12 protein-coding genes are annotated in these 16749 nt (G+C 73.0%); 3 read left to right on the plus strand and 9 right to left on the minus strand.

From position 1 onward, the window contains the following. The first annotated feature begins 420 nt into the window (after positions 1 to 420). The gene (locus ACIBAD_RS14625; RefSeq protein ID WP_398906793.1) at positions 421 to 2037 is read left to right on the plus strand and encodes an ATP-binding protein; all 1617 of its coding nucleotides are present in this window, start codon (positions 421 to 423) and stop codon (positions 2035 to 2037) included. Then, a complete protein-coding gene (locus ACIBAD_RS14630) occupies positions 2034 to 2750 on the plus strand; it encodes a response regulator (protein WP_134070581.1) in 717 nt (238 codons plus the stop codon). Before ACIBAD_RS14625 ends, ACIBAD_RS14630 begins: the two co-directional genes overlap by 4 nt. Positions 2751 to 2777: 27 nt before the next feature. Here ACIBAD_RS14630 and ACIBAD_RS14635 read toward each other — a convergent pair whose 3' ends face one another. From ACIBAD_RS14635 to ACIBAD_RS14645, 3 genes are all read right to left on the minus strand, one after another. Beyond that, positions 2778 to 4370, minus strand: a complete 1593-nt coding sequence (locus ACIBAD_RS14635) for a cation acetate symporter (protein ID WP_398906795.1) — start codon at positions 4368 to 4370, stop codon at positions 2778 to 2780. Further along, positions 4367 to 4864 (minus strand): DUF485 domain-containing protein, encoded by a 498-nt coding sequence (locus ACIBAD_RS14640; RefSeq protein WP_398906797.1) that lies wholly within the window; start codon positions 4862 to 4864, stop codon positions 4367 to 4369. The genes ACIBAD_RS14635 and ACIBAD_RS14640 overlap by 4 nt, the downstream gene beginning before the upstream one ends. A gap of 150 nt (positions 4865 to 5014) precedes the next feature. Beyond that, entirely contained in the window at positions 5015 to 7135 is a 2121-nt protein-coding gene (locus tag ACIBAD_RS14645) for a type IIA DNA topoisomerase subunit B (protein ID WP_398906799.1), read from the minus strand. Between the two features lie 445 nt (positions 7136 to 7580). Here ACIBAD_RS14645 and ACIBAD_RS14650 point away from each other — a divergent pair, with 445 nt between their 5' ends. After that, positions 7581 to 7814, plus strand: a complete 234-nt coding sequence (locus tag ACIBAD_RS14650) for a hypothetical protein (RefSeq protein ID WP_030154305.1) — start codon at positions 7581 to 7583, stop codon at positions 7812 to 7814. 109 nt (positions 7815 to 7923) lie between these two features. On the opposite strand, the gene ACIBAD_RS14655 is transcribed toward ACIBAD_RS14650, so the two are convergent. From ACIBAD_RS14655 to ACIBAD_RS14680, 6 genes are all read right to left on the minus strand, one after another. After that, positions 7924 to 8904: a serine protease gene (locus tag ACIBAD_RS14655; RefSeq protein ID WP_398906801.1), complete on the minus strand. Its 981-nt coding sequence runs from the start codon at positions 8902 to 8904 to the stop codon at positions 7924 to 7926. A 127-nt stretch (positions 8905 to 9031) separates the two neighbouring features. After that, the gene (locus tag ACIBAD_RS14660) at positions 9032 to 10615 is read right to left on the minus strand and encodes an RNA polymerase sigma factor (RefSeq protein WP_134070585.1); all 1584 of its coding nucleotides are present in this window, start codon (positions 10613 to 10615) and stop codon (positions 9032 to 9034) included. A 267-nt stretch (positions 10616 to 10882) separates the two neighbouring features. Further along, positions 10883 to 11824, minus strand: coding sequence for a FadR/GntR family transcriptional regulator (locus tag ACIBAD_RS14665; RefSeq protein ID WP_398906804.1), 942 nt, complete (start codon positions 11822 to 11824; stop codon positions 10883 to 10885). Between the two features lie 151 nt (positions 11825 to 11975). After that, entirely contained in the window at positions 11976 to 13745 is a 1770-nt protein-coding gene (locus ACIBAD_RS14670; RefSeq protein WP_134070589.1) for an ATP-binding cassette domain-containing protein, read from the minus strand. A 116-nt stretch (positions 13746 to 13861) separates the two neighbouring features. Beyond that, positions 13862 to 14608 carry an NUDIX hydrolase gene (locus ACIBAD_RS14675; RefSeq protein ID WP_398906806.1) on the minus strand — a complete coding sequence of 249 codons (747 nt, stop codon included), beginning with the start codon at positions 14606 to 14608 and terminating at the stop codon, positions 13862 to 13864. A gap of 69 nt (positions 14609 to 14677) precedes the next feature. Next, positions 14678 to 16645 (minus strand): glycogen debranching N-terminal domain-containing protein, encoded by a 1968-nt coding sequence (locus ACIBAD_RS14680; protein ID WP_134070593.1) that lies wholly within the window; start codon positions 16643 to 16645, stop codon positions 14678 to 14680. Positions 16646 to 16749 lie beyond the last annotated feature (104 nt).

Genomic DNA, 16749 nt, shown 5'->3' on the forward strand with positions numbered 1-16749 from the left:
CCAGGGCGGAACTGCTCAGCAGGAGGCTCGAACGCGCCGGCAGCGGGATCCGGCCGCCGGACGGGTTGACCACGCGGACCAGCCCGTCGGAGCGGGCCAAGGCCGGCACCCCGGGTGGCGCGGGCAGCCAGGCGAGCGATCCGCCGCCGAGGCCGCCGCCGCCGGCGGCGCAGCTTGAGGGCGGTCCGGTACACGGTGAGCATCGAGTCCGGGTCGCCGTCCTGGCGGTCCGCGGCGTACGCGCCCCGGACCTCGGGTTGCGGCAGCAGGGGTCGCGCCACAGATTCGGGTGCCGAGGGCCGGGGCGGCGACCGGGCGTGCTCGGCGAGGGCCTCCTCGATGGAGGTCCGCAGCAACGCGAGCCATGTGCGTGACACGAGAAATTCCGCTTCGGCCGAAGGCGGCCTACCGTTGCTGGTCATGCGGTTCCTCCACATGAGCGCTCGGCGCCTCGGGCTGCCCAGACGGGCCGTCTCGCAGATCCTGCTGACCCAGCTGGCCATCGCCGCCGGGGTCGTCCTGCTGGCCACCGGGCTCTTCCTGGCCCCGCTCGGCGCACAGCTCGACGACCAGGCCATGCGGCGCGCCCTGGCCATCGCCCAGAGCGCGGCGGCGGACCCCTCACTGGCCGCCGCCCTCCTCGACTCCGGGCCGACGGCCGACAGCCCGGTGCAGGCCTCCGCCGAGCGGATCCGCCGGGCCACGGGCGCCGAGTACGTCGTCGTCATGGACCTGGACGGCATCCGCCGCTCGCACCCCGGTACCGATCGGATCGGACTGCCCGTCTCCACCGACCCGAGCGACGCCCTCGCGGGCCGCGAGGTCATGGAAATCGACGAGGGCACCCTCGGCCGCTCCGCCCGCGGCAAGGTCCCGCTCATCGCGGCCGACGGGGAGATCGTCGGAGCCGTCTCCGTCGGCATCGCCTACGACAGCGTCCACGACCGGCTGCTCGGCGCCATCCCGGGCCTGCTCGCCTACGCGGGCGGAGCCCTCGCTGCGGGCGCGCTCGCCGCCTACCTGCTGTCCCGCCGGATCCAGCGGCAGACCCGCGACCTGGCCTTCTCCGATATCGCCGGGCTGCTCGCCGAGCGCGAGGCGATGCTGCACTCCATCCGCGAGGGCGTGATCGCCCTCGACCGCGAGGGCCGGGTCAGGCTGGTCAACGACGAGGCCGCCCGGCTGCTGGGCCTCGCCCCCGACACGGCCGCCACCGTCGCCGGGCGCCCGCTGGACGACGTCCTGGGCGCCGGCCGCACCACCGACGTCCTGGCCGGCCGCGTCACCGGCCGCGACCTGCTCACCGTCCAGGGCCCCCGGGTGCTGGTCGCCAACCGGATGCCCACCGAGGACGGCGGCGCCGTCGCCACCCTGCGCGACCGCACCGAGCTGGAACACCTCGGCCGCGAGCTGGACTCCACCAAGGGCCTGATCGACGCCCTGCGTGCGCAGGACCACGAACACGCCAACCGCCTCCACACCCTCCTCGGCCTGCTGGAGCTCGGCCTGCACGAGGAGGCGGTCGCGTTCGTCACCGAGGTGGTGGGAGTGCACCGCACCACCGCCGAACAAGTCACCGAGAAGGTCCACGACCCGCTGCTGGCCGCCCTCCTGGTGGGCAAGGCGACCGTCGCGGCCGAACGCGGCGTCCCGCTGCGGCTCTCCGACGCCACCTTCCTTCCCGACGGCCTCGTCGACCCCGGCGGGCTGGTCACCATCACGGGCAACCTCGTGGACAACGCCCTGGACGCCGCGGCGGGCTCCGCCGCGCCCCTGGTCGAGGTCGAGCTGCGCACCGAGGGCCGTACGGCGGTCCTCCGGGTACGCGACAGCGGCCCCGGCGTCCCGGCCGCCCGCCGCGAGGAGATCTTCACCGAGGGCTGGTCGACCAAGCAGCCCAGGGCCCACCGCGAGCGCGGGCTCGGTCTCGCGCTGGTACGCCGCCTCGCGGAGCGCCAGGGCGGCACGGCACGGGCCGGCGAGGCAGCGGACGGAGGGGCGGAGTTCTCCGTCGTGCTCCCGGAGGCCCTGCGATGAACCAGACCCCGATCAACGACATCCACGACATCCACGTACTGGTCGTCGACGACGACGTGCGTGTTGCCCGGATCAACGCGGCCTACGTGGCGAAGGTTCCCGGCTTCCGCGTCGTCGCCCAGGCGCATTCGGCCGCCGAGGCCCTCACCTGCCTCGACGCCCACCCCGTGGATCTGATCCTGCTCGACCACTACCTGCCGGACGAGAACGGCCTGGACCTGGTGCGCCGGCTGCGCCAGCTCGGCCACCGCACCGACGTGATCATGGTCACGGCAGCCCGCGACCTGGCCACCGTCCAGTCCGCCATGCGCCTCGGCGCCCTCCAGTACCTGGTAAAGCCCTTCACCTTCGCGGGCCTGCGCACCCGGCTGGAGGCGTACCGCGCCCTGCGCCGCACCCTGGAGACGGGCGGCGAGGCCGAACAGGCCGAGGTGGACCGGATCTTCGGCGCCCTCGCCGCGGCCGGCTCCCCGAACGAGCTGCCCAAGGGCCACTCCGCCACCACCGCCGAGCTGGTCCGCCAGGTCCTGCGCTCCGCCGAAGGCCCGCTCTCCACCCAGCAGATCGCCGACCGCGCCGGCATCAGCCGCCAGACCGCCCAGCGCTACCTGAAGCTCCTGGAGCGCACCGGCCGGGTCACCCTGGCCCTGCGCTACGGCGAGACGGGCCGCCCGGAACACCGCTACTCCTGGCTCCCGTCCGAGAGCGCCTGACCCGGCGGACGCGGACGGGAGCCGTACTCAGACGGCCCCGGCACCGGTCAGGGAACGGACCTCCGTCTCCGCGTACTTCGCGGTGTCCGCATCCTCGGCCGAGGTGACCGTGCCCATCCAGCCCGCCAGGAAGCCCAGCGGGATCGACACCAGGCCCGGGTTCTGCAGGGGGAAGAACTGGAAGCTCACACCCGGGAACAGGGAGTCCGGGCTGCCGGAGACCACCGGCGAGAGGACGACCAGCACCACCGCCGGAACCAGGCCCCCGTACACCGACCAGACCGCGCCGCGCGTGGTGAACGCCCGCCAGAACAGCGAGTACAGCAGCACCGGCAGATTGGCCGAGGCCGCCACCGCGAAGGCCAGCCCCACCAGGAACGCCACGTTCAGATCCTGCGCGAGCAGCCCCAGGGCGATCGCCACCGCCCCGATCCCGACGGCCGCGACGCGGGCCACGGCCACCTCGCTGCGCTGGCGGGCACGGCGCCGCTTGAGCGAGGCGTACAGGTCGTGGGCCACCGAGGCCGACGAGGCCAGCGTGATCCCGGCGACCACGGCCAGGATCGTGGCGAAGGCGATCGCCGCCACGAAGGCGAACAGCACCGCTCCCCCGGTCGACTCCGCCCCGCCGCCCAGGAAGGCCGCGAGCAGCGGAACCGCCGTGTTCCCCGAGGCATTGGAGGCCCGCACCTGGTCCGGGCCCAGCAGCGCGGCCGCCCCGAACCCGAGCACGATGGTCATCAGGTAGAAGCCGCCGATCAGCGCGATCGCCCACACCACCGACCGGCGCGCCGCCCGCGCAGTCGGCACCGTGTAGAAGCGCGACAGGATGTGCGGCAGTCCGGCCGTCCCGAGGACGAGCGCGAGGCCGAGGCTCATGAAGTCGAAGCGGGAGGTCCAGTCGGCGCCGTACTTCAGCCCCGGGCTCAGGAACCGCCGCCCGTGCCCGCTGCGTTCGGCGGCGCTGGTGAGCAGCTGGCCGAAGTCCCCGTGGAAGCGCAGCAGTACGAGCACGGTGAGGGCGACGGCCCCGCCCATGAGCAGCACGGCCTTCACGATCTGGATCCAGGTGGTGGCCCGCATGCCGCCGAAGGACACGTAGACCACCATCAGCGCGCCCACCCCGATCACGGTCAGCGTGCGGGCGGCGGTGCCCGAATCGCCGAGCAGCAGGCCCACCAGGCTGCCCGCGCCGACCATCTGTGCGACGAGGTAGAGCACCGAGACGGTGACGGAGGAGGCGCCGGCGGCGATCCGTACGGGCCGCTCGCTCATCCGGGCCGCGACCACGTCCGCGAGGGTGAAGCGCCCGCAGTTGCGGACCAGTTCGGCGACGAGGAAGAGCACGACGAGCCAGGCGACGAGGAAGCCCACCGAGTACAGCAGGCCGTCGTAGCCGAAGAGGGCGATCAGGCCGGAGATGCCGAGGAAGGAGGCCGCGGACATGTAGTCGCCCGCGATGGCGAAACCGTTCTCCATCGGGGAGAACAGTCTCCCGCCGACGTAGAACTCCTCGGCGGAGCCGTGCCGGTTGCGGCTGACCCAGGTGGTGATGCCCAGGGTGACCGCGATGAAGAGGCTGAACAGGATCAGGGCGAGCGTCTGGTGTTCGGTGGTCACCGGCCGGACCCCCGGCTCTGGTTCCGGTTCCGCGCCTGGTCGCGCTCCTGCTCGAAGACCGTCCAGCGCAGGTCGAGTGCGGCCCGGTCCCGGCGCAGCCGCGCGTGCCGGGCGTACGCCCAGGTCAGCAGGAAGGTGCTGAGGAACTGGCCGAGACCCGCCAGCAGGGCCACGTTGACGGTCCCGACCACGGGGCGGGCCATGAAGCCGGGCGCCATCGTGGCCGCGACCACGTAGGCGACGTACCAGAGGAGGAATCCGGCGGTCGCCGGGACGACGAACCCGCGGTAGCGGCTGCGGACCTCCTGGAAGGCCGCGCTGCGCTGCACTTCGAGGTAGATGTCGGACGCCCCGGGCGCGGCCCGGCCTCCGGCGGCCGGACGCGGGGGCGGCGCATCCCCGCCCTCGCCCTCCCCCCAGCCGACGGCGAGCGCGTCGTACCAGGGGTCGTCGAGCCGGATCGTTCCGGCATCGGGACCTTCGTGCTTGTCCACCGAACTCTCCTTGTCCGCTGCCGCATTGGCCGCGTGCCCACAAGGATGTGCGGTATGGACGTTTTCCGGACTGGTGTCCCGGTGCTCTTCACTCCAACAGGTGATGGAGCGAAGAGCACCGGTGTGCCGTGATGCCGGTGTGGCCGCCGGTCAGGCGTCGATGCGCGAGCGGTCCAGGGTCGCCGCGGAGCTCGTGATGAACTCCTTGCGCGGCGCCACCTCGTTCCCCATCAGCAGGTCGAAGACCTGCTCCGCGGAGTCCAGGTCTCCGATGTTGATCCTGCGCAGCGTGCGGAACCGCGGGTCCATCGTCGTCTCCGCCAGCTGGTCCGCGTCCATCTCGCCGAGGCCCTTGTAGCGCTGGATCGAATCCTTGTACCGGATGTTCTTGCGCTGGAATTCGAGCAGGGTCTGGCGCAGCTCGTTGTCCGAATACGTGTAGACGTACTTGTCCTGGCCCTTCTTGGGCTGGACGAGTTCGATCCGGTGCAGCGGCGGCACCGCGGCGAACACCCGTCCCGCCTCGACCATCGGCCGCATGTACCGCTGGAAGAGCGTGAGCAGCAGGCAGCGGATGTGCGCGCCGTCGACATCGGCGTCGACGAGCAGGACGATCTTGCCGTACCGCGCGGCGTCGATGTCGAAGGTCCGGCCCGAGCCGGCCCCTATGACCTGGATGATCGCGCCGCACTCTGCGTTCTTGAGCATGTCCGAGACCGACGACTTCTGGACGTTCAGGATCTTGCCGCGGATCGGCAGGAGCGCCTGGAATTCCGAGTTCCGCGCGAGCTTGGCGGTGCCGAGCGCGGAGTCGCCCTCGACGATGAAGAGCTCGCTGCGCTCCACGTCGTCGCTGCGGCAGTCGGCCAGCTTCGCGGGCAGCGAGGAGGTCTCCAGCGCGGTCTTGCGGCGCTGCGCCTCCTTGTGCTGGCGGGCGGCGATCCGGGTGCGGGCGGCCGCGACGATCTTCTCCATCACGGCGCGGGCCTGCTGCTTGTCGTCGCGCTTCGTGCTGGTCAGGAAGGCCTTGAGCTCCTTGGCGACCACGGCCGCGACGATCCGGGCCGCCGCCGAGGTGCCGAGCACCTCCTTGGTCTGGCCCTCGAACTGGGGCTCGGCCAGCCGGACGGTGACGACCGCCGTCAGGCCCTCCATCGCGTCGTCCTTGACCACGTCGTCCTCGGCGACGCGGAGCAGCTTCGCCGAGCGGAGCACCTCGTTCACGGTCTTGGCGACGGAGCGCTCGAAGCCGGTGATGTGGGTGCCGCCCTTGGGCGTGGCGATGATGTTGACGAAGGACTTGACCTGGGTCTCGTACCCGGTGCCCCAGCGCAGGGCGATGTCCACGCCGAGCTCGCGGGTCACCTCGGTGGGGGTCATGTGGCCCCGCTCGTCGAGGACGGGGACGGTCTCCTTGAAGGTGCCCTGGCCGGTCAGGCGCAGCACGTCGCAGACGGCCTTGTCCTGCGCGAGGTACTCGCAGAACTCGCTGATGCCCCCGTCGAAGCGGAACGTCTCCTCCGTCTTGCCCGCCCCGTCGATGGCGCGCTCGTCGCGGACGACGATCGTCAGGCCGGGGACGAGGAAGGCGGTCTGGCGGGCGCGCTGGTAGAGCGTCTCCAGGGAGAGCCGGGCGTCCTTGAGGAAGATCTGCCGGTCGGCCCAGTAGCGGACCCGGGTGCCGGTCTTGCCCTTGGCCACGCGCTTGACCTTGCGCAGGCCGTTGGCCGGGTCGAACGGGCTGTCGGGACCCTGTTCGGTGAACATCCCCGGGACGCCGCGGCGGAAGCTGATCCCGTGGGTGGAGCTGTTGCGGTCCACCTCCACGTCCAGCCGGGCGGAGAGGGCGTTGACCACGGAGGCGCCGACGCCGTGCAGGCCGCCGGAGGCCGCGTACGAGCCGCCGCCGAACTTGCCGCCGGCGTGCAGCTTGGTCATGACGACCTCGACGCCGGACAGCCCGGTCTTGGGCTCGACGTCGACGGGGATGCCGCGGCCGTTGTCGCGGACCTCGACCGAGGCGTCCTCGTGGAGGATCACCTCGATGTGGTCGCAGTAGCCCCCCAGGGCCTCGTCGACGGCGTTGTCGATGATCTCCCAGAGGCAGTGCATGAGGCCTCGGGAGTCGGTGGAACCGATATACATGCCGGGGCGCTTGCGGACGGCCTCTAGGCCTTCGAGGACGAGCAGGTGCCGCGCGGTGTAGTTGGAGCCGTCCCGGTCTGCTCCGGACAGCAGCGCGCTGGAAGGCACGGACGTGTCGGCGGTCACGCAGTTCGCTCCTCGCTGAATTTCTTTTTCTGGCCCGTCGGGCGCAGGGTGGCTCGGTTGCCCGTCGAAGGGTACCGAGGCCTGGTAGAGCCGATGCAACGCCACCCTCGCGCCTTCATCAGCCTAGTGCAGGACCGCACGGATGTTCGATCCCCCGGTGGGGTGAAGCAAACATCACGTTCCCTTCCAGGCATGAACCATTTAGGGTTCGGGCACGTCCTCATGAACAACCCGGCGCTCAGCCGGGGAGGACGGAACTGCTACAAGCGAACGACTGACAACGCGAAACCGTAAAGCAACGCAATACGGCTCCTTCGCCGCCAACCGGCAGCAGCCGGCCAGCTTCGGAAGGAAGTTTCGAGGAAAAGCCGCGAGCGGGAACGTTTTCGGCCTGGTTGGATGTTGACCCTGGTACGACAGCTCGTCGAGCTAGAGAAGAGGCGACGTGACTACTGTTCTGACACCCGCGACCCCGCTGACGGCCGCTGACCGATGCGACCGTTGCGGCGCCCAGGCATATCTGCGCGTCGTCCTGCTGAGCGGCGGTGAACTGCTGTTCTGCGCCCACCACGGGCGTAAGTTCGAGCCGGAACTCAAGAAGATCGCCGCGGATATACAGGATGAGACCGAGCGGCTCACGTCCGCTCCGACGGCCAATGCCGACACCGAGGACCGCTGACACAGGCCTATACCTCGCATCCGACGAGCCAGGACCGGCCAGGCCGGTCGACGGGCGGCACCCCTGAGACCCAGGGGTGCCGCCCGTCCTCACATCCTCAGCCGCGCGGCTAGCGGCCCTCGGCCTGCCGTTTTCCCCCGGGAGCTCCCCCCGCGCCCTGCGGCTCTTCGGCCGCTTGCCCCCGTACGGGCCGTGCTGCCGGTCCGGAGGCCCGTTCGCCACCCCACGCGACGCCCTGGCCGTCGCTTCGCCGCGGGGCCCCCTCCGGGGCCGTGACGAAGCCGGTGAGCGGCGCGATCTTCGTGTACACCCCCGGACTGTCCGGGCGCCCGCAGCCGCGCCCCCAGGACACCAGCCCGATGAGCTTGCCCTGGGCGACCAGCGGCCCGCCGCTGTCCCCCTGGCAGGCGTCCCGGCCGCCGTCGCGGTGTCCCGCGCACACCATGGACTCCGGCCGGTACTGCCCGTCGGCGTCCCCCGGGTAGGCGCGCCGGCAGACCTCGTCCGCCAGCACCGTCACCCGCGCGGCGCGCAGGGCGTACGCGTAGTCACCGAATCCGCTCGTGTCGCCCCAGCCGTAGACGGCCGCCGCGCCACCCGCCGCGTAGCCGGGATGCCCCGCCCCGGCCATGGGGAGCACGTAGTGCGCGGGCACGGCCTCGGCAAGCTCCAGCACGGCCAGGTCCCCGGCATTGCTGCGGGCGTCGTACGCCGGGTTCACCCGGGCCGAGCGGATGGCGATCTCGTGCCCCTCGGCCGCCCGCAGCTCCGTGCGCCCTGTGATCACCCGGAAGTCGGGGACGGACTCGATCGGGCCGCCCAGCACCTGGCGGCCCAGGCAGTGGGCCGCGGTCAGCACCTTGGTCGGGCTCACGATGACACCCCCGCAGAACTGGCCGCCGCGCGTACCCCCGAACCGGTCACGGCTGGCGAGGGCCACCACCCAGGGGCTGTCGGCCGCCTTCACCGGCTTCCCGCCGATCACCACACTGTCCGCGGCTGCGTGCGGCGCCTGGGCCAGCGGCGCCGCGGCCGCCCCCGCCACCAGGGTCAGCGCGCCCGCCAGAGCACGGAAAAAGGGACGACGCATGAGGCCTCCTGACTCTGAGTGTGCATGACTCCACCCAGAGTGGGACGCCAAGTGGCCGTGCGCACCCGCGCACGGCCACCGCCGCAGGACCCCGGCCCGGTGGTCCCGGACCCGGCCGGTCCGGGTATCAGTCCAGGTAGTCGCGCAGGACCTGGGAGCGCGACGGATGGCGCAGCTTCGACATGGTCTTGGACTCGATCTGGCGGATCCGCTCGCGCGTGACGCCGTAGACCTTGCCGATCTCGTCGAGGGTCTTCGGCTGGCCGTCGGTCAGGCCGAAGCGCATCGAGACCACGCCGGCCTCGCGCTCGCTCAGCGTGTCCAGCACCGAGTGCAGCTGTTCCTGGAGGAGCGTGAAGCTCACGGCGTCGGCCGGGACGACCGCCTCGGAGTCCTCGATGAGGTCGCCGAACTCGCTGTCGCCGTCCTCGCCGAGCGGGGTGTGCAGGGAGATCGGCTCGCGGCCGTACTTCTGGACCTCGATGACCTTCTCGGGGGTCATGTCGAGTTCCTTGGCCAGCTCCTCCGGGGTGGGCTCGCGGCCCAGGTCCTGGAGCATCTGGCGCTGCACGCGGGCGAGCTTGTTGATGACCTCGACCATGTGCACCGGGATGCGGATGGTGCGGGCCTGGTCGGCCATGGCACGCGTGATCGCCTGGCGGATCCACCAGGTCGCGTACGTGGAGAACTTGTAGCCCTTGGTGTAGTCGAACTTCTCGACCGCGCGGATCAGGCCCAGGTTGCCCTCCTGGATCAGGTCCAGGAAGAGCATGCCGCGGCCGGTGTAGCGCTTGGCGAGGGACACCACCAGGCGGAGGTTGGCCTCCAGCAGGTGGTTCTTGGCCCGGCGGCCGTCCTCGGCGATGATCTCCAGCTCGCGCTTGAGCTTGGGCGCCAGCTTGTCGGAGTTGGCCAGCTTGTCCTCGGCGAACAGGCCCGCCTCGATGCGCTTGGCGAGCTCGACCTCCTGCTCGGCGTTGAGGAGGGGGACCTTGCCGATCTGCTTGAGGTAGTCCTTGACGGGGTCGGCGGTGGCGCCGGCCACGGCGACCTGCTGGGCCGGGGCGTCGTCCTCGTCGTCGGAGATGACGAAGCCCTTGCTCTCGCCGCCGTCCTCTTCCTCTTCCGCTTCCGCCTTGACCGCGCCGGGGCCCTCCTCGGAGGTCTCCTCTTCGCCCGCCTCGTCGGCGTCCTTCTTGGCGGCGGTCTTCTTCGCGGCCGTCTTCTTCGCGGCGGTCTTCTTGGCAGGGGCGGCCTTCTTGGCGGCGGTCTTCTTCGCCGCGGTCTTCTTCGCGGCGGGCTCGGTTCCGGCCTCCTCCGCGGGAGCGTCCACGGGCTGCTCCGGATCCGCCGTCTCGGCCGCGGGTGCCGCGGCGGCGACGGTAGGCGCGGCCGCCGTCTTCGCCGCGACGGTCTTCGTGGCCGTCCGCTTGGCCGGGGTCTTCGCTGCGACACTCTTGCGGGTGGTGCGCTTGGGCGACTCCGCGGCACTGACCATCAGCGTCACACCCTCTTCCTCGAGGATCTGGTTGAGGCTGCGCAGAACATTCTTCCACTGGGTCGCAGGAATCTGGTCAGCCTCGAAGGCCCGACGCACGTCATCGCCGGCGATCTGCCCCTCGGCCTTGCCCCGCTCGATGAGCGCCATCACAGACTCGGAATCGGCGATCTCCGGCGGGAGCGTACGGGATGTGCTGGCCGACACGAACAACCTCTCGGAACGATGGGAACGGCTTCCGACCCCGGCCGGGTGGTGCTGGACCGGAGCCGACGACCACCGACGGGGGATGGGCCGGGGGCGCGGGCAGGGGCCGGGGAGCTGCACAGCACCCGCAAGGGCTGCTGTCTTCCCTCCGTCGGCCATCACCTCTCTAGGTCATCGCTCGACCTCGCGGAGTGTTACGCCCAATCTTCGTGGCCCGAGTCACACCCCGACCGCCCGACCGCCCCGGCGCCCGCGCCGCCGTACGTCCGCGCGTCAGTGCTCGCGCGGGGCGGGGACCACGCGCTCGACCTCCGGGTGCACCGTCAGGAGCTGGCGCATGGCGTTCTCGGCGCCCAAGGCGTCGCCGGCCGCGAGGGCCTCGACGATGCGCGCGTGGTGCGCGACGCACGTCTCGCTCGGGCGGTCGCAGGCGGTGACGGGGCTGCCGGAGACCTGGAGGGCCGAGGAGACGATGCCGGAGAGGTGCTCCAGCATGCGGTTGCCCGCGACCTGGATGAGGAGTGCGTGGAACTCGTTGTCGGCGCGCGCGAAGGTGATCGCGTCGCCCTGGCCGAGCGCGTGGCCCATGATCTCGACCATGTCGGCGAGGCGCTGCTGGATGTCCGGGCGCCCGTGGCCGGCGGCGAGGCGGGCGGCGAGGGGCTCGATGGTCCAGCGGAGCTCGTTGAGCTCGCGGCGCTGGTCGTCGCGCTGTGGGCCGAAGGCGCGCCACTCGATGATGTCGGGGTCGAGCAGGTTCCAGTCGGCGACCGGCCGGACGCGGGTACCGACGTTGGGGCGGGCGCTGACCAGGCCCTTGGCCTCCAGCACGCGCAGCGATTCGCGGACCACGGTGCGGGAGACCTCGAAGCGCTGGCCGATCTCCTCGGGGACCAGGGGGCGGTCTGCGCCGAGGTCGCCGGAGACGATCATCTGGCCGAGCTGCTGGACGAGTTGGCCGTGCAGTCCGCGGCCGCGGCTGCCTGCCGCGCGGCGGCCGACCCGGCTCAACTCGACGTCGGCGCCGTCCCAGTGGGGCGCTGCGACGCGGTCGGTCCCGGAGGCCTCCGCGTAGGGGTAGCGGTCGAGGTCGCCCGGGCCGGCGAGGCCGGAGTCGGCATGGCGGGCGGCGGTCATCATGGTGTGCGCAAGGGTACTCACGAATCCTTTGTCGGCCGTGCCCGGATGAGCCTTGAGGTCTTTGGTGAAAAGCACACGAAAGGGTGATCGGTGCCACCTACTCAATTGACGACTTATCGTAAAGAACCGGGCTCTTTGCGGGGAGTTGTGGTCTGGTTCACGTGATGCGAACGGGATCGATCCCCTTCAGACTTTCTCCGGCACCGCCGCGATCACCAACGGTCGTTTACCAACGGGCGCGGCTGCGCAGTCCGGTGAACCCATAGGCGCACAACAGGACCATCAGCGACAACAGCAGCGCCGTTCCGACGGGTTGGGCCAGCACCCGCAGGGCGCCCAGGACCAGGCGGTCCGCCTCCGGGGGCCACTGCGCCCAGGCCAGGCCGCGCAGCCGGGCCGCGAGCCCGCTCGCCGCGTACGCGGAGGGCCCGTCCAGCGCCTTGCGGACGAGCGGGACGACGATGACCGGTACGGCGAGCACGGCGGCCAGGCCCGCGACCGCCGACCGGAAGACACCGGAGGCCAGGACCCCGGCCCAGGCGCAGCCGACGAGCAGCCCGGCCCAACTCACCGCCGGGGAGAGCCACTCCCCGGGGGCGCGCAGCGGGCCGCGGTCGAAGACGAGCTTCAGGGCGGCGGCGTCGGCGGTGACCGCGAGGGCGCCGAAGGCCAGGGCGAGGGCGGCACAGACCGCGAGCTTGGCGGCGAGCAGGCCCAGGCGGCGCGGCACGGTGCCGCGGTCGGCGGCGAGCGCGGGGTAGCGGTACTCCTCGCCGAAGGCCAGGGCGCCGAGCAGTCCGGCGCCGAGGGCGGCGGGGGGCAGGGGCAGCAACTCCGGCCAGGCGGCGAGCAGCCGGTTCTGCGGGGTGCCGCCGGCCCGGGCCAGCACCAGGGCGGTGACGGCGGAGACGGCGACGACGACGGCGGCGGTGAGGAGGGGCGTGGCGGTCCCGAAGGCCCGGCACAGCTCGTAGCGCAGGGGCCGCAGCGGTCCGCCCACCCGGCGCACCGCGGAGGCCGGCCGCGCACTGCCTGCGGCGCCGGCGGCGGCCGGGCGCCCCGGGGCCACGCCGCCCGGCTCGGTGCGCGCCTGCGGCACCGGCGGTACGGGCGGGCACGGCGCGCCGGCGTCACCGGTCTCGTCGGCGAGCTGGTGGACGAGCACGCCGTGCCGGAACGCCGCCTCGCCCACCTCCGCGCAGCTGCTGCCGTACACCGACAGGCGGCTGCCGCTCTCCTCGACGATCTCCACCGCGCGCTGGGCCGCCCGGGCCTCGCGGCCGAGCACGTCGGCCAGCCGGGAGGCGTACGGGCTGCGCACGGCGACCCGCGGCCTCAGCCGGGTTCGGGCGAACTCGGCCGCGTCCTGGTCGGCGACGAGCCGTCCCGCCGCGATGCTGACGACCCGGTCCGCACTGCGGGCGGCCTCCTTGGCGTCGTCGGTGGTGAAGAGCACGGCGCCGCCGAGGGAGGCGTGTCCGCGCAGCAGTCCGTGGAGCCAGCCGCGTTCGCGGGGCGAGAGTCCGGCGGCGGGCTCGTCGAGGAGCAGGGTGCACGGATCGGCGAGCAGGGCCGCGGCCAGCGCCACGCGGCGCTCCATGCCGAGCGAGAGCGAGCCGAGCCGCTGGTCGCGCAGGCCGGCGATGCCGACGACCTCCAGCATGGTGTCGGCCCGGGAGGCCGGCACGCCGGCGGCGGCGCACAGCATCCGCAGCTGGCTCAGGACGGTCCGCGACGGGTTGCCGGGCACATCGCCGAGCAGCACCCCGACCTCACGGCCGGGATACGGGATCCGGTGCAGCGGGCGGCCGCGGAAGTAGGTGACGCCGCGGCCCGGTTCGAGTTCGAGCATGAGCCGCAGTGCGGTGGTCTTGCCCGATCCCGGTTCGCCGAGGAGGGCGGTCACGGTGCCCGGGCGGGCCTCGAACGTGAGGTCGTCCACCAGGGGCGGGAGGTCTCGACGGGGTGTGCTGGTGAGTCCGATGGCCTGGAGCATCGCTTCTCTCGCGGGGAGTGAGACCGCTCTGCGGCATGGTGCGTACCGCAAACAAGATAACGCGATATGTCCGATTTTCGGGGTAGTGGAAGCGCGTTCGCGCCCGTGTCGATCCGTCAGACCTCGGGGCGCAGCATCGGCGGATTGAGCAGGGGCGCCCCGCCGGCCCGGAACAGCTGGGCGGGCCGCCCTCCCTGGCGGGTCGTCGTCCCGCCGGCCGGGACCAGGAATCCCGGGGTCCCGGTGACCTTGCGGTGGAAGTTGCGCGGGTCGAGGGCCACACCCCACACGGCCTCGTAGACCCGGCGCAGCTCGCCGACGGTGAACGCGGGCGGGCAGAACGCCGTCGCCAGCGAGGAGTACTCGATCTTGGAGCGGGCCCGCTCCACGCCGTCGGCGAGGATCCGGGCGTGGTCGAAGGCGAGCCCGGCGGCCGCTTGGTCCGAGGCGGCCAGGAGTTCGTCGACGGGGGCCCAGCGCGCGCTGTTGGCATCACCGCCCGCCCGGGGCGCGGGCAGGTCCGGAGCCAGGACCAGATGCGCGACGCTGACGACGCGCATGCGCGGATCGCGCTTCGGATCCCCGTACGTGGCGAGCTGTTCGAGGTGCGCCCCGTTGTCGGAGCCCGGCTCGGCCGGATCGTGCGCGCACAGGCCGGTTTCCTCGGAGAGCTCGCGGGCCGCGGCTGCGGCCAGGTCCTCGTCTTCGCGGACGAAACCGCCGGGCAGGGCCCAGCGTCCCTGGAACGGCTGCTCACCCCGCCGGACGACCAGCGCACAGAGCGCGTGACGCCGCACGGTGAGCACGACCAGGTCGACGGTGACAGCGAAGGGCGGATAGGCCGACGGGTCGTAGGGCGACATGCCGCGATCATAGTCGTCTGCTTGACGATAAACAGAGCTTTGGTCATCCCGGAAGCAGCGGTCGGGAGGCTACCCGCCCAGTTGGAGCGCATCGGCCGCCTCCTCCACCATGCCGAGGCCGAGCCGGCTGATCCGGACGGCGAAAGGTTCCCCCGAGACCCGCAGGTCGCAGAAGCGCAGGGCGCCGAGGGGAGCGCCGGCCAGCGGGACGACGGCGACCGTGCCCGCGGGGGCGTCGGGGCGGAGCCCGGCGAGGGCGGTCAGGGCGTGCACCCCGGCGGCCGCGGCCACCGCGGCGGGGCGGCAGGCCGCCGGGTGGGGGAGCGGCGCGCTGCCCGCGGTGCGCTGCTCGGCGGCGTACATCTCCGGCAGGCGGTACCCGAAGCTCTCGGCGGCGTCCAGCAGACCCCGCAGCAGACCGGCGGCCTCCTTCTCGAAGCCGGCCTGGGCCAGCCCGGCGACCGCCACGGCGCTCTCGTACGCCCGCACCGCGCCCGAGCGGTGGCCGAAGGGGTTGTGGCCCGGCTCCCGGGAGGCCATGCTCCGCAGCCCCCAGCCGGAATCCATGGCGGGGGCGCCGAGGAGGCGGGCGAGCTGCTCCGTACGGACCCGGTCCAGCAGGCCGGGGGCGAGCCGGCCGGCGCCCAGCAGGCCGGTGTCCAGGAGGTGGGCGGCGGCCCCCGTCAGCCGGGGCAGCGGCCGCCCGTCGGGGTGCAGGGCCGCGGCGGGCCGGCCGCCGTCCGGGCCGTCGATCCAGAACCCGTCCCGGAACCGCTTGCGGAGTGCGGCCGCCCACTCCTGCCACTCCTCGGCGCCGGGCCGCCCGCATCCGGCGAGCAGGTCGGCCCCGAGCAGCGCGGCCCGGTGGGCGTGCGCCTGGGTCTCGCAGCGCCGGGGCCCGGGATCGGGATCGGCCAGGAGGCCGTCCTCCCCCAGGGCTCCGCGCAGCCAGTCCAGGCACCGCTCGGCCGCCGGGAGGAGCCGTGCCACCTCCCCCTCGGGCATCCCCCAGCGCCGGGCCTCGGCGAGCACCGCCGGGAAGGCGAGGGTCGCCTCGGTACCGGTGCACCCGGGCGGCAGCTGCGGACCCGCCCCGCGCAGCGGCCCCGGGATCTTCCCGGCATCGGGGCGCCGGCCACCGGTCTGGGTCCGGGCCAGCGTGCGCAGGGTGGCCGCCGCGAGCCCGGTGCCGAGCGGGAGCGCCATCCTGGCGGCCCAGAGGGACTCGGCCGGAGCCAGCCCGAGCCGCCACGGCACCCCGGCGGCGACGAAGGCGTCGGCCGGCTCCTCGCGATCCCGCATCAGCAGCGCGCCGAGGTCCTCGATGCTGCGGCGAAACCAGGTTTCCACCCTCGGGTCGTCCCCCTCGGCGCGGGCGTCGGCCAGCGGGTTGGCCACCTGACCGGCCGGGGCCCGTGAAATGCGGTCCTGCGTGGTCCGCAGCTCGATGGTGCGGGACTCGCCGGGCCCCAGTTCGAGCTGCCAGCGCAGCAGCCCCGCCGAGGCGAGGGCGTCGTCGGGGGCCGGCTCGGCGGTGGTGACGGCCTGGGCCTCCCCGCTGCTCCAGCGCAGCCCGGCGGCGTGCACCCCGGCCGGCAGTTCGGGCCCGGCGCGGCCCGCGGCCACCGCGGCCAGCTCGGCCAGGTCGGTGCCGAGCAGCAGCTCCACGGGCAGGCGCAGCGGCCGGGCCGTGAAACTGCGCACCGTGATCCGCTCGGTGCCGTCGGCGTGCCGGATCCGCTCCACCCCGATGTCGGGATCCGGCCCCGCGTCGGCCCCGGTACGGACGGTCGCGGTGAAGGAGGCCCGGTCGGAGCCGAGGCTGCGCCCCTGGACGGCGACCGGCTCCCGACCGCCGACCCGCAGCACGCAGCGGGAGAGCAGCCTGCGCCCGGAGCGGTAGATCCCGTCGATGCCCCGCCCGGTCAACTGGCCGTGCTCCGGCGAGATGACCAGGCAGGGCGCGGCGACGCAGATGACGGTGCCGTGCACGGGCGGCAACTCGGTCCTGCGGGCGGGCGGTACGGAGTGGGCCATGGGTCGCCTTGTCTGGGCTGTCTGCGCTCCGGCCTGCTTCGCTGGGCGGCGGCGCGGCCGGGCCCCCGCCTCCCTCCAGCTGAACGGCCCCGCCCCCGCCCGGG

It is taken from the genome of Streptomyces sp. NPDC051109, assembly GCF_044455885.1.
GTDB lineage: Bacteria > Actinomycetota > Actinomycetes > Streptomycetales > Streptomycetaceae > Streptomyces.